The sequence below is a fragment of the Pseudoalteromonas sp. SWN166 genome, assembly GCF_015864485.1.
Lineage (GTDB): Bacteria > Pseudomonadota > Gammaproteobacteria > Enterobacterales > Alteromonadaceae > Pseudoalteromonas.
Genome location: NZ_JADYXB010000006.1, coordinates 65,362 through 81,896, shown reverse-complemented (window position 1 = coordinate 81,896; position 16,535 = coordinate 65,362). Strand labels below are relative to the sequence as shown.

Sequence of the window (16,535 nt, the reverse complement as noted above, 5' to 3'; positions counted from 1 at the left end):
ATAATTTACATTTTATTTTTGTTTGAGTAAGGCCGCACTATGACGCAACACCAACACACTGACGCTCTTGTAACAGGGCTAAACCAACAGAGCTTGGCTCAATTACCAAGCCATGTTGATACACCAACGTACGATCGTAGCGCACTTAAAGCGGGCATAGTACATATAGGTGTGGGCGGTTTTCATCGCGCCCATCAAGCCGCTTATATTAACGAGCTTTTAAAAACGCCAGGTTCTGAGCAGTGGGGCATTTGTGGTGTTGGTCTTTTAGAAGGTAACCGTGGGCTGCGTGATATTTTAAAGCAGCAAGATTACCTTTATACCTTAACGGTAAGACACCCAGACGGTACAATAGATAATAAAGTTATTGGTTCAATGATCGACTTTTTGTTTGCCCCAGAGGACAAACAAGCGGTAATTAATAAGCTAGCGCACAGCGATACTAAAATTGTGTCGCTTACTATTACTGAAGGCGGCTATAACTTTAACCCTGCAACGGGTGAGTTTGACTACAACAACCCAGATATTATTAACGACATTAATAACCCGAACGACCCAATTACAGCGTTTGGTTACATTACTGCTGCGTTAAAACTGCGCAAAGAGCAAGGCCTAGGCGCGTTTACAGTGCAGTCGTGCGATAACATTCAGCACAACGGTAACGTAACACGCAAAATGCTTTTAGCCTTTGCTACAGAGCAAGACAAAGACCTAAGTGAGTGGATTGAACAAAACGTATCGTTTCCAAATGCGATGGTTGACCGCATTACACCTGTATCTAAAAAGAGTGATATTGATTACGTGGTTGATGCATATGGTGTTAGCGACGAGTGGCCAATTACCTGTGAGTCGTTTACACAATGGGTAATAGAGGACACATTTAGTGACTCTCGTCCAAATTGGGATGTTGTTGGTGCACAGTTTGTTACTGATGTAACGCCTTATGAAACCATGAAAATACGTTTACTTAATGCAGGGCATTCTGTACTTGGTTTATTAGGTTCAATCCATGGCTACGGCACTATTGATGAAACGGTATCTGATGAATTATTTGCCACATACCTACGTGCTTTTATGGATAAAGAAGTAACCCCAAATCTTGAACCACTTGAAGGCATTGACCTTGAAAGCTACAAAGATACGTTAATAGAGCGTTTTGCTAATCCTAATATTAAAGACAGCCTTTCGCGCATTTGCTCAGAAAGTGCCGCAAAGCTTCCTAAATTTTTAATTGCTACTATTAACGAAAACCTAGCACAAGGGCGTGATGTTTCTCTTGCTGCGCTTGTAATTGCTGCATGGTGTTTTTACAGTGATAAAGAAGTTGATGAGCAAGGCAATAAGTTAGAAGTCATTGATGCAATGCAAAGTGAGCTGCATGAAGCCGCAGTTAAAACTCATACACAGCCGCTAGCATTTTTATCGCTTACTAGTTTATTTGGTAACTTAAGCGAGCAAAATGAATTTACTATTCATTACAAAAATAATATTGAAGCTTTATATGCACCTGCAAGTAAAGTTAAAGCCATTATGAATAACGTACTTGATCAAAAGAGTAACTAATTATGAGTATTTTAATTAATCATAAATCAGGCGAAAACGTAAGCGTAAGCTGCTTTGGCGAAGTGCTGTGGGATTGTTTTGATTCAGGTAAACGTTTAGGTGGCGCTCCACTTAACATGTGTGTGCGTATTAACTCACTTGGCATTAAAGCCGACATGTTAAGCGCTGTTGGTAACGACGAGTTAGGCGCTGAGCTACTAAGCGAAATTACGAGCAAAGGCGTAAGCTGCGAATACATTGCTATTAATAGTGACAAAAAAACTAGCACGGTTGAGGTAACACTCGACAGTAGTGGCTCAGCTAGTTATGAAATAGTGGCAGACACTGCGTGGGATAATATAGCGCTTAACAATGAGTTACTTAGTAAAGTTAAAAGTAGCGATGTATTTGTATTTGGCAGCCTAATTGGGCGAAGCGAAGCGTCTTTAGCAACATTAAATGAACTAGTTGATGTAGCAAACTTTAAAGTATTTGACGTAAACCTACGTGCACCGCATTACAAGCTAGAAACACTTGTAGATTTAATGAATAAAGCAGATTTTATTAAATTAAACGATGAAGAGCTATACGAAATTGCTAAAGCGATGGGTTGTAAGTTTCATTCGCTTGAACAAAATTTAGCGTTTATAGCACAGCAAACAAATACCGATTACTTATGTGTAACCAAAGGTAGTCACGGTGCTTTATTAACAATCAAAGGCGAGAATTTTTATAATTCAGGTTATTTAATTAGCGTAATTGATACTGTTGGCGCAGGGGATTCGTTTTTAGGTTCGTTAATTTATCAGCTTTGTAGCAACGACGATGCGCAATATGCCGTTGACTTTGCATGTGCCGTTGGAGCTATGGTCGCTGAAAGTTCTGGTGCAACACCTACTTTAACGCATCAACAAATTAGTGAGTTTATGAACCCACTTTAAAAAAACATTGTGTGTGAAAGCGGTTATAACGTAAAAGTTTAACCGCTTTTTTTGTGCCCAAAATAAGACGTGTGTAATAAATATTCAATGTGGAACGTTAAGTGCGCAGGTTGCGTAAATAGTGGCTTATATCGACTATAGTATTAGCTAAACGTCTTATTGTTTGCGGGGTAAAGCTTTGTTATTGTTCGTCGATTATTCACGGATTGAAAAGGCGGGGCGACACACAATGCGCTCTATAACTAAAATACAAAAAGAGAAACGTGCTTTATGATCATCTTTTTTATCTGCCTCACTATTTTAATACTGGGCTATAAGTTTTACAGCCCATTTGTTGAAAAACAAGCCGGTTTGGATTCAACTGCCGAAACACCACAAAAACGCTTTAGCGAAGGTGTTGATTACGTAGCTATTCACCCTGTACGTGCATTTTTAATTCAATTTTTAAATATTGCTGGTGTAGGCCCAATATTTGGCCCAATTTTAGGTGCTTTATACGGACCAGTCGCACTAGTATGGATTGTACTTGGTAATGTTTTAGGTGGCGCTGTACACGACTTCTTCTCAGGTGTAATGAGTATAAAAGAAGACGGTAAAAGTTTACCTGAAATTGCAGGCCATTATTACAACATCGTATTTAAAGGCTTTATGCTTATATTTACTGCCATGCTACTATTTTTTGTAGGCGTAGTATTTATTATGAGCCCGGCAGGTTTGCTAAGTAACCTTGATTTTTTTGAAGGTACTATACTGGCAAACAACACCTTTTGGGTGCTTGCTATTTTAGCGTATTACTTTTTAGCGACCTTGCTACCAATTGATAAAATTATCACTAAGTTTTACCCAATTTTTGGTGCGCTAATGATTGTAATGACAGTGGCAATTGCTGTTTCGTTATTAATTAATGCGCCGCACTTACCGATACCAAGTGACTTTTTAGCCTACTTTGAAGCCGACCACGCACATGACTTTTTAGAGCCAAACCCCGACGGATTACCAACATGGCCATTGTTATTTATAACAATTACCTGTGGTGCTATAAGTGGTTTTCATTCTACTCAAGCACCTATTGTTGCGCGTTGTTTAACTAGCGAAAAATACGTACGCCCAGTTTATTACGGTGCTATGACGTGTGAAGGTATTGTTGGCTGTGTATGGGCACTTGCTGGTATTGCAGCGTTCCCAGATGGTTACGCTGGCTTAAAAACATTACTTGACCAAGGTGGCCCTGGTTTAGTTGTAAACCATGTAGCTAATACTTACTTAGGCGTATTTGGCGGTATTATGGCAATTATTGCTGTAGCCGTGTTCCCAATTACTTCTGGTGATACAGCGTTCCGTTCACTACGTTTAACCGTTGTTGATGCGTTTAATATTCCGCAAAGTTTACGTAATCGCTTATTGGTAGCGGTGCCTATACTTACTATTGCGTACTTTATGACGAAGCTCGATTTCTCATTAATTTGGCGCTACTTCGCGTTCTCAAACATGTTACTTTCTACAAGCGTATTATGGCTTGCCACTAAGTACTTATTTGACCGTGGTACATTCCATTGGATTGCCAGTGTTCCGGCTGTTATAGCAACTGCGGTAACGGTTTCTTATATTGGTACTGCCGCAATTGGTCTTAACTTATCAAGCGATTATGGCAAACCTATTGGCGCTGTAGTTACAGTGATTGGCTTAATTGTTTTGGTGATTGTGCATTCTAAGCATAAAGTTAAACCAACAACGGTTTAGTTACTTATGAGTTGCGTAAAGTAAACTACGTAACTTAGCCAAACAAAAAAACGAGCTATTTTATAGCTCGTTTTTTACGTTTAAATTAAAGCTAAATTAAACAGTTTGAGTTGCAAGTTCAAAGTAACTATTGTCGTCGAGTGTTTTGCTTATCATCATCGCACCCTCTAGTAAGCTCACAGTTTTAATAGCAGCTTGGGCGGGATTAGGTTCATCATTAGCTAAATGAGCTGCTTTAAGCCACTGTAAGTTATGATTAAAAAATCGCTGCACTTCAAGGCGAACTTTATCAGGTAGGCTATCGCTTTCGGCCCCTAGTAAACCACATAAACACATTTTTTTATCGGTTACTAATGCCCCTCTAAAAAGCTGCGTGTACACTTCAATAGGGTTTTTACCGCTCGCTTTTAGCTCGTCCGGCTCACCTAACGCAGCCAAAAACGAGTTGGTATAGTGATGAGCAAGCTCTGCACCTAAATCAGCCTTTGTAGGAAAGTGGTAATGCACACTGGCGCTTTTAATACCGACTTCGCTCGCAAGCTCTCTAAAACTAAAGTTACTGTAACCACCAAGGCGTACTTTATCCTGCGCAGCTTTTAATAGTTCTTCTTTTTTACTCATTTACATACTTCCCCATTGCAATAATAAAATTATCGACCAGTAGGTAGTCATTTACAAGCCATTTTATTTTTATAAGCAACTTTATGATTTTAAAGGTTATTAAATTATGACCAAATGAGGGGTTAATTTAAAAATTGACTTACATTTAATTTAGGAATATAAATTACCTATCGGTAGGTAGGTTGCTGCCATTAATTAACTTTTAAACGATAAAGAATGAGACTGCTATGAAAATTTATGATGTAGAAAACTTTCCAAATCCACTTCGTGTTCGTATTGCTTTAGCTGAAAAAAATGCCACTGCACATGTTGAGTTTGTGCCTGTTGATTTATTAAATGGTGAGCACAGAACAGAAGCCTTCTTAGCTAAAAACCCATTAGCAGGTGTACCCGTATTAGAGCTGGATGACGGCACGTTTATATCAGAAAGTACCGCTATTACTGAGTATATTGATACCACATTTGAAGGCCCATCTTTAATGGGTGAAACCGCAAAAGAGCGTGCAGTAATTAATATGATGCAAAAGCGCGCAGAATCTATGGTGCTTGACGCTGTGGCAACTTACTTTCATCATGCAACTGATGGTTTAGGCCCAGAGCTAGAAACGTATCAAAACGTAGCGTGGGGTGAAAAACAAGGCGAAAAGGCACGCCAAGGGTTTAGCTATTTTAATGATGTATTAGCGAAATCAGCATTTGTTGGTGGTGAGCAGTTTAGTATTGCTGATATTACATTGTATGCTGGGCTGGTATTTGCTGGATTTGCACAAATAGCAATCCCAAATGAGTTAACCCATTTAGTAGCATGGCAAGAAAAAGTAGCAAAACGCCCAAGTGTTGCTGCTTAATTTACTTGTTTTAGGTTAGGGTTTAAGTAAAACACCGGTTAGGAGCCAAATATGAAAATTGCTGCCGATTTTAGTAAACGAGTTGTGGTACATAGCGAAACGCTACCGTGGGTTGCATCGCCAATGGCGGGCGTTGATAGACGAGCGCTCGATAGAGTGGGCGACGAAGTTGCTCGCGCAACGACCATTGTTCGTTATGCACCTGGCAGTGAGTTTTCACCGCATGTACATACAGGCGGTGAAGAGTTTGTTGTGCTTGAAGGGGTATTTCAAGATGAACATGGTGACTTTCCGGCAGGTTCTTATATCCGTAACCCACCGCAATCAAAGCACAAACCGGGGTCTGAAAATGGCTGCGTTATATTTGTAAAGTTATGGCAGTTTCAGCCAGAGGATCGAACGCATGTGCGTTTGCAAACAGACTTGATGCAAAGTACGGTGCATCCACATTTTAAAAATGTAGCCGTAACACCTTTATATAAAGACGACTTTGAAGACGTAAGCTTATTACACTTTGAGCCCAATGCCGACATGGTTATAAACGCAAAAGGTGGAGCAGAGTTCTTAGTACTAGAAGGCTCATTAGATGAGCAAGCCGATACCCTTGTAAAAAACAGTTGGTTAAGAGTGCCTATTAATAGCTCTGTTAACGTTAAAGCGGGAAGTAATGGTGCAAAAGTATGGCTTAAAACGGGCCATTTAACTGATGTAGAAAACCAGATATCTCGTGTACAAAACGCATAATTGAGTCGTTTATTTGAGATTGTTTATTGATCTAGTTCAGGACTATTTATTGATCCAGTTCAGGACTATTTATTGATTTAGTTCAGGACTAATTAACTTTAGAAGGTGTATTTTTGTTACTTACTATTTAAGGAGAGTGGCAATGGTACACACAACACATGGTTTATCTATTGGTCTTGAACGTGCAGGACGAGAGTTTTTTTTAAAACTTAAAGCCGTTGGTACACTTACTCATGACGACTATAAAATAATTACCCCAATGATAAATTCAGCACTTAGCGAAGTTAATCATCCTGTAGTAAATGTTTTAATAGATGGCAGCGAACTTGAAGGCTGGGAACTACGCGCAGCGTGGGATGACCTCAAGTTAGGTGTTAAGCACTCTAAAGAATTTAAAAAAGTAGCTATTTACGGCAATAAAGATTGGCAAGCTCGAATGGCAAAAATAGGTAACTGGTTTATATCGGGTGAGGTTCAATACTTTGAAAATGCTACCGCAGCCATAGATTGGCTAGACGAATAGCCTGATTGAAAACTTAAATTAAAGCACTCTTATAGAGTGCTTTTTTCTTTATGGGTAACGTTATTTGATGAATTACTATAACTGGCGCGGGCCATATAGCTATAATCGAATGCTTGCCCCTGCTGTAGCAGAAGACAAACTTAACCCACTGTCCGGAATTAGTTGACCACAACAGTCTTGTTTTGTAGTAAGAGCGCTAATGACTTATTTAATGGATGAAATGAAATAACCCGGCGATAAAAGATAAATTATTAATCTAAAATTAAATTTAATGGCACCGTTTTGTATATTTCATTAGGGTGGCAGTCTAGTTCAGTAAAAAGATGAACGCTTAGTCCAAAAGTAAATTTAGTGACTCGGCTTTGTCTATTTAATTATAGTAATTAAAGTGGTTCTCTTGTTTAATTATTCCGCATAATAGAAATATAAAATGTTTGAGTAAATACTTAATTCAGGGATAAAAATGAAAATTATAATCAAAAAAATGTCATACCTTGTATTATGTGTATTGCTAACAAGCGGTTGCACTACCGCTAGTCCTAGTAGATTAGGGCCTGATGTAACGTCTGCGTTGTATAGTATTGAAACCCCATACACTATTAGTAAAGTGAGATCAGCTAATCGCAAATCTGGCTCATACATCGTAGGCTCAAGTTACGAGGGGACTTTATTTGCAGTAGATTATGACGGTAAAGTTTTATGGGAAAATAAATTGTCTGGTTTTATGAACCATGATGTTTGGACACAAGATATTACCGGTGATGGTAATGATGAAATATTGACCGCTAATGCAGATGGTCATGTGTATTGTTTATCCAACAAAGGTAAATTGAAATGGTCATTTAAAATTAATGATGCACCTATGTACTCTGTTACCGCTATAAAAAAAGATAATACTTCATATGTGGTCGCCGGTGGTTTTGATAATAATTTTTATTATTTAGACACTCAAGGTAAGTTAATAAAAACCATTGCATCTTCAACTTATTCAATTGAAAAATCGCGCCCAAACAAAGCAACCAAAGATAACCCTCAGGCGCGCTCTCAACCAGCTAAACGTCACTCAATCAACTTTTTAAGAGCACTTAAACAAGCCGACGGTAGTGATGTTTTAGCGGTGCTAGGTGTTGTTAATTCAATGCAAGGATCTGGCGCTATATATTTATTTAAACCACTCGCAGATAAACCATTTATTGCTGACCCATTAAAAGCGATGCGCTCACCCATTGGTGATATACGTGTAGTAGATATTGATGACGACGCAAATCAAGAGGTGCTTTTGGGCAGCACTAAAATGAAAAACCAAAGCATCGCCTTATATGATCCTAAAACAAAGTCTGAAACCGTTATTCCATTAAAAACAATATCACCTATATTCGGTAAGTTTGGTTATCGAATAGCTCAAACCGAACTAGTTGAATATCAAGGTGAAAAAAGTATATTTATCCTTTACGGTAATAGTTTAACTATTATTCCTGCCACTATGAAAAAAGCTAAAGTTAAAACTAAAACTAATGTGGTTACAGGAAAGTATTCGTATAACGATATGTGGAAAGACCCTGCAACAAATAAAATTATTTTAGCCAGTAGTCAAAGTGGTGGTAGCAGCATTCACGTTTTAGATATTGCGAAAAAAGGATGGGATAATCAATTTAAAAACTTAAATCCTCCTGGAAAAATTGCTGCTATTTTGAATAATATTGACAAGGTAAACCAGCAGTTAACGCATTACCAAGAAACGACATATAAACATAAACCATTACCTGTATATTTAATGTCTGATATAAATAAGACATCAAAGAAAGTGGTTAAACACATCACGAATGAATACGATAGCCCTATATTTCTTGATTCAGGCAACCTGGGTACTGAAAATTGGGATCGTTCTGCAATACCGAACAAGGTTTATCAAAATAAACGTGACCGAAGAAAAAAATATGATTTATCGCAAGCCGAAATATTAGAAAAAGCCAAACAACTCTATAGTGGTGATGTTGGTGCGGCCTATTGGGGCGGTCATGGTAACGATCCATACTACCGTAGTTTAGATACTAATATTAAAACCTTAAAAGTAGCCAATGGGAAAAAATCTGTTTTAATTTTTCCTTTAGCGGAGGCGGCACAAAAACTCAACGGCAACTTGTTTTTAAGGAACAAGCACACGTTCTGGCAATCAATGGTTTATAAAAAAGGGTGGTCAAGGCTAATTTCCGGTGAATTTGCCGATGTTTTTGTACCTGCAATGGAAGAAACTACTGATAAATCGATGGAATTAAGCATTGCCGGTAGAGTCGGTTTGTGGGCTAGTGGTTCGGTTAACAATTGGGGAGCGCGTTTAGCTCGAGATAACACAAGTTATGATCGATTAAGACAAAATTCGCATCAAATGTTGCCTAATCATGCTCTGCGACAGTACATCTATAGTGCAGCCAATGGCGCGACTTATATTAATAATTTTCCTGTTGACCAAACACACATGAAAACCTTTTGGGATTTAATTGGCAAAGGCGCGTTGTACATACCTAAACCTAATGAAATTTTAAGCTATTCACCTGTAAATATTGGCATGTTGCCACCAGATAATCATTATTTAGATGAAGGGAATAATGTTAAAACAACGTCGCTGTATGATCAAAAGGTCGAAGATGAAAATCCAATGGTATTCAGCCGACTAAATGGCTCATGGCCTGGTGCTCCTGTGACTGAGTGGGATTTTTCACGTTATGCCGCAGGTGTTAAAGAAAGGCGTTTGGGTTTCTTACCTCAATACCCAAACGGTTTAGTGTTAATTACACCACCACAAAAGGGCGTATTCGCTGATGATAAAGCAGCTAGAGGTGCTTTAGTTGATCATTTACACCCTATTTATAAAAACATTATGCAAGAGTACTTAACTGACGGTAGAGAGTATGTTTCTGCAGATGGTAAACAACGTTTTTCAGCAAAAGAATTTTATAAAACGGTAGAAAAAAGTATTAAGGATAAATCAAAGCTATTACCCATTACAGTAAAGGGCAATGTAGCTTGGGTTGTCGCGCAAACCTCACCGACTAACTTACGTTTAACTTTGGTTGATGGTGGTTATATTAATCCACAAACAGCACTAGCTGAGGTAACCTTTAACACTATATCGCCTAAAAAAATTAAAGATATTTTGTCAGGGGATGAGTTTAAAATCACAAATGGGAAGATTAATGTTCAGTTACCTACAGGTGGGTTTAGGTTTTTAGATATCACTTTAGAAAAACGATTATAGAAAAATGGGTGAAAAAATTAACGTGACACCCATCCTAATTCTTTCATTAAGGTTAGTGTTTAGTTTAATTATTACTAGCACCAAAAACGCGGCATAAAGCCGCGCCTACAAATATAACATCACTGCTGTAGGCGCTAGTTTACCTAGCGCAGTAAAATTAGGGTGTGTGTCTAGTTTAATTGCGTAGTTTAATTCTCGAATGAGTCCACCACTCATTTATTCTTAAATGGCATAAACAGTAAACCCCAAAGCGAGGCATTTTGCTTTTGGCTGGGGTATTCTTTTAAGCCAATGTTTATATCTGCGTCGTTTTTTTTTGCTTTATCTTTGTAGCTGCCAAATAATTTATCCCACCAAATTACACTAAAACCATAGTTTGAGTTAGTTTCACTAACTACTTGGCTATGGTGAATTCGATGCAATATTTGCGTCATTAGTATTAAGCGCAGTGGTTTTTCAATGGCATTAGGTAGGCGTATATTTGCATGATTAAATAGCGCTAAACCATTAAGTGCTATTTCAAATATAAGTACCGCAATGGCAGGTACGCCAAGAGCAGTTACTGCAATGAGTTTTATAAGTATGCTCAGCACAATTTCGATAGGATGAAAGCGCAGGCCTGTACTGGTATCTACGTGTGCGTCGGCGTGATGTACGCGGTGCAAACGCCATAAAATAGGCACGTTATGAAATAACCTATGTTGCCAGTAAATGAGTATATCGAGTAATAGCATGCTTAAAACAATAGTTATTACGCTTGGCATGGCGATTTGATTAAATAAGCCTATGCCGTGTTCTTGATTATAAAGTGCCACGGCAGTTAACCCAATAGGGACCACTAAGCGCGCAATAACTGATGATGCAAACACTAATCCAAAATTAGCAAACCAACGAGTGCTGCTTTTAATGGGAGATGTACGCGCAGGCATACGCGATTCAAGCAGCATCATAATAACTAAAATGCTAAAAAAGAAACCTAAGCGCCACCATATTTCGTTAGTCATTTATTACCTCAGAATTTGCACTGCGAAGGGTGTCTTCAGCTGCTTTGTTAGCATCGGCTTCTTGTTGCTTAAGTGTATGATATCCGCCATGTATACGGGTAAAAATAGTTATGCCACACGCAATAGCAAAAATGCTCGCCATAACCGCAAAGTGCTGAGGCCAAATACAAAATGCAATAAATAGCGCTATTGTTTCAGTGCCTTCGGTCAAACCGTTTAAGTAATAAAAGCTTTTGTATTTAAATTGCGGTTTTTCGAGTTTAAATTTTTCGGCTGCAATCGCAAATGCCAAAAAGCTTGAACCCGTGCCAATAAATGTGGCAAGCAATATAGCGCCTGCAATCGCATTTTGTTCAGGATTTTCCAAAATAAACCCAAGTGGAATAGCCGCGTAAAATAAAAAATCGAGTGTGATATCTAAAAAGCCACCCGCGCTTGAACTTTGGTTTGCATAGCGTGCTAATGCACCATCAAGTCCATCTAAAATTCGATTTAAAGCAATAGCAACTAATGCGCCATACCATATTTCAAATGCAAGTAACGGCACGGCTAATAGCCCCACTAAAAAGCCAACTACGGTAAGCTGGTCGGGCGTTATACCGCGCTTGTGCATTAACGCTACAACCGGGGTTAACAGCGGCTTTATTACAGGGGTAATATATTTGTCTAACATGTTTGGTGCCTTATGCGTTTAAAGCTATGTATTAAAATCATGTATTAAAGTCATGTATTAAAGTGCGTTACTTAAAGTAATGAGTGTGCCATTCGCAGCTTCTGCGTCGCTGTGGTCGTGGGTTACCATTATTGCGGGTAGTTTGTGATCCCGTATTTGGCTAAACACGAGTTCGCGTGTATCAACACGCAGTTGGGTGTCGAGCTTGCTAAAGGGTTCGTCGAGTAAAATGGCTTTAGGTTCGCTCAGTAGCATGCGTAATAATGCAACACGGGCTTGCTGGCCGCCCGATAAGTTATCGGGGTGGCGATTGCCCATGTCTTTAAGACCTACTTGCTCAAGCGCGTGTTCTATTTTCTCAAGGCGTTGTTTTTTATTACCTTTGGGCATTGCAAAGGCAATGTTACCAGCAACAGTTAAATGCGAAAATAATAAAGCGTCTTGATAAAGTACACCAATATGGCGTAAGTGTGGAGGGGTGTTATCGATATTTTGGCCGTTAAGCCATACTTCACCATTGGCCTTAAAGCTACTTGGTAAAGTACCTGTAAGCCAATTTAATAAGCTTGATTTACCACTGCCTGAAGGGCCCATAATAGTTAGAATTTCACCGCCATTAACTTGCTCATTTAAGCTAAGTAACAGCTCTTTTTGGCGATAAAGCTGACAATTTTTAATCTGTAATGATGACTGCATTAAAAAACCTTAACCCTGATAATGTTAAACATGGGTGCTTTAAATTTGCGCACTTTTAAATACGTGCGCTTTTGAAAAAGTATTTAGGTAAACCCCATGCCAATATAAATCCAATAAGCGGCAACGCCATTTGCATAATAGCGTACACGGCACTGGTACGTCTGCTTGCGCCATTGGCAAGCGTAACGGCTTCGGTTGTTATAGTCGCAATGCGCCCGCCGCCTGCTAAAAGCGTGGGTAGGTATTGCCCAAAACTAATGGCTAAGCCCAGTGCGGCTGCAATTAAAATAGGAGCAAACAACTGAGGTAGTTTTACTTTAAAAAACACCTTGCATGGCGCTGCACCTAGGCTTGCTGCAACATGAGCAAAACGAGGATCTAAGCGCCTATAGCTGCTCGCAAGCGACAAAAACACATAAGGCAACACAAACAGTAAATGAGTAAGTACTACATTAAAAAATGCGGCTTGGTTATTCACTAGTTGTTGTATCCATACTAGCCCAAACAAAAAGGCAATACTGGGTACTAATAACGGTAAGTAAATAATTAAACTGGTAAAACGAGAAATAGGTTTGTCACTCAACTGCTCTGATTCTAAACACAATAAAGTAAGGATAATGGCAAATAGTGTGGTTACTAAACCAATTGCTAGCGTATTAAAAAGTGGGCTGCCCATTTGCATTAACGCACTTTTAAAATGCAGTAGCGTAAATTGTTCAGGCATTGCATCTGGAAAGCGCCAAAAGCCTGCAACCGACCACATAACTAAACCAATAAGTGACAACAGTATAAAGCTAATTACTAATGCGGTGAGTACTACCGTTATTTTTTGCCAATAAAATCCGCCGTATTCACGCACTCCGTTAGTAAGAGAGTCACTAAATAACACTTTTACAGCCTTTTCGCCTCCAAGCCAAAGGGCTAATAACCCGCCTGTAACAGCCAGTTGTAATAAAGCACCTGCTGAGGCTTTAATACGCAGGTTTAAATCAACATCGTTAAACCAATGCATTATTGCAACGGCCAACGTGGGTGGTGTATTTGGGCCTAAAATAAGAGGCATTTCTACGCTTGCGCTGGCATAAGCCAATACGGCTAAAAGGGGCAAACGCAGTAGCGGATAAAGGCTGGGCAGTATTACTTTAAAAAAGGCGGTCATTGGGCAATAGCCCAAGTTAAGCGCAACCTTATGTTGTTGGCGTAATTTTTTGCCAAGCTCAGGTTGAGCAAGCACGCCTAGTGCCATTAATAATAAAAAGGGAAGTTCTTTAAGTGTTAAGCCCAAAATTATACTAATACCGAACGAATCATGCGGAAACATGCCGTTTGGCGCAAGTTCCCAGCCGCTTAACCAAGGCGACGCTAAGCGTGAAATCATACCTGAAGGGGCAATTAAAAACCCTACTGCAATAGCCGCTGCGGCATGAGGTATCACTAATATAGGGCTCAATAAACGTTGTATTCGGTCAAGCCACGGGCTGTTAAAAAACGCAGCTAAAATCATTAAGGTAATGATAAATGCAAGCAAAGTACTTATTAAGCCTGTTGCAACGCTTAGGGTAACCATTTGGGTAAAGCCCGGTGTTTGCCAAAGGGCATTAAAACCTTGCAAGCTAAACGTTGTTTGCTCAAGTACGGGTGCATAACCAAAGGCAGGCAGCAATACGCTAATTAAGCCACCAAGTACGGGTAGTATAAGTAAAGCGAGTAAAAATCGCGGGCTAAATTTTACAATGCGCGTAAACATATCGATGCTGCACTGCGTTGTTGCTTTGGTATTTACCGGGACACTTTTTGAAATAACGCTCATTGGCTTACTCCATAACGGGTTTGCCAACCTTGCATAATGGCGTTTACCCAGCTTGGATGAGGTTCACTCAATGTGCGTTTAATACTGTTTAAAGGCAGTGCACTTGGATGCGGTTTAGCTGTTTTAAATAAGGCTTGCTGATCAGGCGTTAGCGTTGATTGAATAAGTACGCTTTTATCGCCCCATATATGCGCTTTTTGTTTTTCAGCTTGCGCCTCTGGGCTCATTAAAAAATTAGCCACTAATTGCGCACTTTGCTGGTGGGTTGCATTGTAAGGGATTGCCACAAAATGGGTATTACTTAAACTGCCATCACTCATTGCATAGCTGCGAATGCTGTTTGGCAAATCATAGCGTTTTACAGCTGCCGGTACTTCTGGTGCAGAAAAAGTAAAGGCTAAGCTCAGCTCTGTATCGTCTACTAGGCGGCGCATTTGAGCACCACTTTGCATAAAATGAGTGCCACCACGCCAAAGTGTTGGGTGTAGTTTATTTAAAAACTCCCACAAAGGGTTTAGCACTTGTGCAGTATTTAAAGCGGTAGCTGGTTGGTTTAACTGCGCTTTAATGTTTTCGCTGCTTTGCTGATGCAGTACAACTAAGGCGTATTTTAAAAAGCTCATACCTAAAAAGTCAGGCGGCTTTGGGTAACTAAAGCGACCAGGGTTTTGTGCGCTCCAGTTTAATAATTCGTTTAATGTAGTCGGCAATTTGTTGTTTGCATTACCATTTATTGCAATGCTGTCGTAATAAAACGTAAGTGACGCTTGCCCCCATGGTGCTTCCATTCCATTGGTAGGTAGTCCAAAATCAAATGTTACAGCAGGGTTATTAGCCGGATCGGTTAATGCAAAATAGGGGAGTTTATTCGCCCATTGCTTTAAAAGCAGAGAGTGTTCACTCATGGTGGCAAAGTTAGCCCCGTTGATCCACATTAAATCTACGCTGCCTTGGTTGTTATTGTTTGCTGATTTTTCGGCAAGTACACGGCTTACTGCTTCGCTGGTATCGCTTAATTTTACATGTACCAGATTAATGTTGTACTTAGTTTTAACTTGCTGCGCAGCCCATTGAATATAAGCATTTATTTGCGCGTCGCCGCCCCATGCATAAAAGTATACATCTTGATTGCTACCAAGTGTTTTAACTTGTTGCCAGCGAGATCCCTGTTGTGTATTTATTACTAAATTACTTTTACTATTTGAGTTAATAACGGTATTAGCAAACGCGGTGCTCGAAAAAACAGCTAAATTTACGATTGTACAAACGCAAAACGCGACACAGCAAAAGCTGTATCGCGTCAGTGTTTGCCAAAACTTAATGGCGAACATTTAAATCCCAGTTGTAGTCTAAAAATTTAACTTTCATGTCATCATTTTTAAGTGCTTTTTGTTGAGCGGGTATCAATTTAAGGGCATCAGGATACTGCAAGAAAAACTGCTGTAGCGTGTTTGCACCTCTAAAGCCTTTTTCAAAGTCATCGCCGTACCACTTAAATATTGAAGACACGCTTAGCGTTTTTTCTTGAGCCATATTACGTGTCATATCTGATAAAAAGCGCACTGTTTGCTTTTGCAATTGGCTTTCTAAATCAGTGGCTGTATACGCTTCTTCTCGAAGCGCTGGGCAACCAATACTCGCGCAATTTACTGCAAAGTGAATGCGTGGGTCGTTGTATTTACCGCTGCCACGTATTAAACCATGTTCTATATCATCAAGGCTGCGAGTTTTGCCAAGTAATGGCACAAACTCTTTACTCCACGGTGAGCTAAAAAAGCTCCCTAAATCTTTAATAGACTCAAGATCTGGGTATTTAGTTAATATAAGCTCAACAGTCCAGGCGTTATAAGCATTGATTAAAAACGCAAGTTGCTTAGGCTTTTCCCACGCATCAAATTCGCTTTGCGTTACAGCCGTTAACGAATCTAAATACGCTTTTAGCTGTGCATGCTCACGTTTTATTGCAGTGTAATCAACCTCAGTACTGTGACCTTGGTTAATTTCGATAACGTGCTTATTTAATAATGTATTCCAGCTATCGTGCATGCTCTGTGCTTGGGCTGCGAATGACGTTGCAAACGATGTTGCAACTAAAGCCGAGCCAAGGAGTAATGCCTTTAGAGGTGTTTTAAACATA

The 16,535-nt window shown here is 39.5% G+C and carries 14 protein-coding genes; 7 read left to right on the top strand and 7 right to left on the bottom strand.

The genetic code is table 11. From position 1 onward, the window contains the following. The first annotated feature begins 39 nt into the window (after window positions 1–39). From I6F49_RS05345 to I6F49_RS05335, 3 genes are all read left to right on the top strand, one after another. Window positions 40–1,563 (top strand): mannitol dehydrogenase family protein, encoded by a 1,524-nt coding sequence (locus I6F49_RS05345; RefSeq protein ID WP_197178939.1) that lies wholly within the window; start codon window positions 40–42, stop codon window positions 1,561–1,563. A 2-nt stretch (window positions 1,564–1,565) separates the two neighbouring features. Further along, the gene (locus tag I6F49_RS05340) at window positions 1,566–2,483 is read left to right on the top strand and encodes a carbohydrate kinase family protein (protein WP_166420383.1); all 918 of its coding nucleotides are present in this window, start codon (window positions 1,566–1,568) and stop codon (window positions 2,481–2,483) included. A 270-nt stretch (window positions 2,484–2,753) separates the two neighbouring features. After that, window positions 2,754–4,223 (top strand): carbon starvation CstA family protein, encoded by a 1,470-nt coding sequence (locus tag I6F49_RS05335; RefSeq protein ID WP_197178937.1) that lies wholly within the window; start codon window positions 2,754–2,756, stop codon window positions 4,221–4,223. A gap of 96 nt (window positions 4,224–4,319) precedes the next feature. On the opposite strand, the gene I6F49_RS05330 is transcribed toward I6F49_RS05335, so the two are convergent. Next, window positions 4,320–4,844, bottom strand: a complete 525-nt coding sequence (locus I6F49_RS05330; RefSeq protein ID WP_166420381.1) for a TetR/AcrR family transcriptional regulator — start codon at window positions 4,842–4,844, stop codon at window positions 4,320–4,322. A 227-nt stretch (window positions 4,845–5,071) separates the two neighbouring features. Here I6F49_RS05330 and I6F49_RS05325 point away from each other — a divergent pair, with 227 nt between their 5' ends. From I6F49_RS05325 to I6F49_RS05310, 4 genes are all read left to right on the top strand, one after another. Then, the gene (locus tag I6F49_RS05325) at window positions 5,072–5,692 is read left to right on the top strand and encodes a glutathione S-transferase family protein (protein ID WP_197178936.1); all 621 of its coding nucleotides are present in this window, start codon (window positions 5,072–5,074) and stop codon (window positions 5,690–5,692) included. A gap of 51 nt (window positions 5,693–5,743) precedes the next feature. Beyond that, window positions 5,744–6,436: a cupin domain-containing protein gene (locus I6F49_RS05320; protein ID WP_197178934.1), complete on the top strand. Its 693-nt coding sequence runs from the start codon at window positions 5,744–5,746 to the stop codon at window positions 6,434–6,436. Between the two features lie 142 nt (window positions 6,437–6,578). After that, window positions 6,579–6,959: an STAS/SEC14 domain-containing protein gene (locus tag I6F49_RS05315; protein ID WP_197178932.1), complete on the top strand. Its 381-nt coding sequence runs from the start codon at window positions 6,579–6,581 to the stop codon at window positions 6,957–6,959. A gap of 463 nt (window positions 6,960–7,422) precedes the next feature. Beyond that, window positions 7,423–10,215 (top strand): PQQ-binding-like beta-propeller repeat protein, encoded by a 2,793-nt coding sequence (locus tag I6F49_RS05310; protein WP_197178930.1) that lies wholly within the window; start codon window positions 7,423–7,425, stop codon window positions 10,213–10,215. 212 nt (window positions 10,216–10,427) lie between these two features. Here I6F49_RS05310 and I6F49_RS05305 read toward each other — a convergent pair whose 3' ends face one another. From I6F49_RS05305 to I6F49_RS05280, 6 genes are read right to left on the bottom strand one after another with little or no spacing between them, the layout of a single operon-like run. Next, window positions 10,428–11,219, bottom strand: a complete 792-nt coding sequence (locus tag I6F49_RS05305; RefSeq protein ID WP_197178928.1) for a sterol desaturase family protein — start codon at window positions 11,217–11,219, stop codon at window positions 10,428–10,430. Continuing rightward, window positions 11,212–11,892 carry a CDP-alcohol phosphatidyltransferase family protein gene (locus I6F49_RS05300; RefSeq protein WP_197178926.1) on the bottom strand — a complete coding sequence of 227 codons (681 nt, stop codon included), beginning with the start codon at window positions 11,890–11,892 and terminating at the stop codon, window positions 11,212–11,214. The genes I6F49_RS05305 and I6F49_RS05300 overlap by 8 nt, the downstream gene beginning before the upstream one ends. A 57-nt stretch (window positions 11,893–11,949) precedes the next feature. After that, window positions 11,950–12,588: an ATP-binding cassette domain-containing protein gene (locus I6F49_RS05295; RefSeq protein ID WP_197178924.1), complete on the bottom strand. Its 639-nt coding sequence runs from the start codon at window positions 12,586–12,588 to the stop codon at window positions 11,950–11,952. Between the two features lie 55 nt (window positions 12,589–12,643). Beyond that, window positions 12,644–14,398: an ABC transporter permease gene (locus tag I6F49_RS05290; protein ID WP_197178916.1), complete on the bottom strand. Its 1,755-nt coding sequence runs from the start codon at window positions 14,396–14,398 to the stop codon at window positions 12,644–12,646. Beyond that, on the bottom strand, window positions 14,395–15,729 hold the full coding sequence (locus I6F49_RS05285) for an ABC transporter substrate-binding protein (protein WP_197178914.1): 1,335 nt from the start codon (window positions 15,727–15,729) through the stop codon (window positions 14,395–14,397). Before I6F49_RS05285 ends, I6F49_RS05290 begins: the two co-directional genes overlap by 4 nt. Next, window positions 15,716–16,534, bottom strand: coding sequence for a DUF547 domain-containing protein (locus I6F49_RS05280; RefSeq protein ID WP_197178912.1), 819 nt, complete (start codon window positions 16,532–16,534; stop codon window positions 15,716–15,718). Before I6F49_RS05280 ends, I6F49_RS05285 begins: the two co-directional genes overlap by 14 nt. Window position 16,535 lies beyond the last annotated feature (1 nt).

Excerpts from the sequence above, each read along its gene's own strand:
- I6F49_RS05290 (WP_197178916.1), bottom strand. The coding sequence starts at position 14,398 with ATGAGCGTTATTTCAAAAAGTGTCCCGGTAAATACCAAAGCAACAACG.
- I6F49_RS05340 (WP_166420383.1), top strand. The coding sequence starts at position 1,566 with ATGAGTATTTTAATTAATCATAAATCAGGCGAAAACGTAAGCGTAAGC.
- I6F49_RS05335 (WP_197178937.1), top strand. The coding sequence starts at position 2,754 with ATGATCATCTTTTTTATCTGCCTCACTATTTTAATACTGGGCTATAAG.
- I6F49_RS05295 (WP_197178924.1), bottom strand. The coding sequence starts at position 12,588 with ATGCAGTCATCATTACAGATTAAAAATTGTCAGCTTTATCGCCAAAAA.
- I6F49_RS05315 (WP_197178932.1), top strand. The coding sequence starts at position 6,579 with ATGGTACACACAACACATGGTTTATCTATTGGTCTTGAACGTGCAGGA.
- I6F49_RS05345 (WP_197178939.1), top strand. The coding sequence starts at position 40 with ATGACGCAACACCAACACACTGACGCTCTTGTAACAGGGCTAAACCAA.
- I6F49_RS05330 (WP_166420381.1), bottom strand. The coding sequence starts at position 4,844 with ATGAGTAAAAAAGAAGAACTATTAAAAGCTGCGCAGGATAAAGTACGC.
- I6F49_RS05305 (WP_197178928.1), bottom strand. The coding sequence starts at position 11,219 with ATGACTAACGAAATATGGTGGCGCTTAGGTTTCTTTTTTAGCATTTTA.
- I6F49_RS05310 (WP_197178930.1), top strand. The coding sequence starts at position 7,423 with ATGAAAATTATAATCAAAAAAATGTCATACCTTGTATTATGTGTATTG.
- I6F49_RS05320 (WP_197178934.1), top strand. The coding sequence starts at position 5,744 with ATGAAAATTGCTGCCGATTTTAGTAAACGAGTTGTGGTACATAGCGAA.
- I6F49_RS05300 (WP_197178926.1), bottom strand. The coding sequence starts at position 11,892 with ATGTTAGACAAATATATTACCCCTGTAATAAAGCCGCTGTTAACCCCG.
- I6F49_RS05325 (WP_197178936.1), top strand. The coding sequence starts at position 5,072 with ATGAAAATTTATGATGTAGAAAACTTTCCAAATCCACTTCGTGTTCGT.
- I6F49_RS05285 (WP_197178914.1), bottom strand. The coding sequence starts at position 15,729 with ATGTTCGCCATTAAGTTTTGGCAAACACTGACGCGATACAGCTTTTGC.
- I6F49_RS05280 (WP_197178912.1), bottom strand. The coding sequence starts at position 16,534 with ATGTTTAAAACACCTCTAAAGGCATTACTCCTTGGCTCGGCTTTAGTT.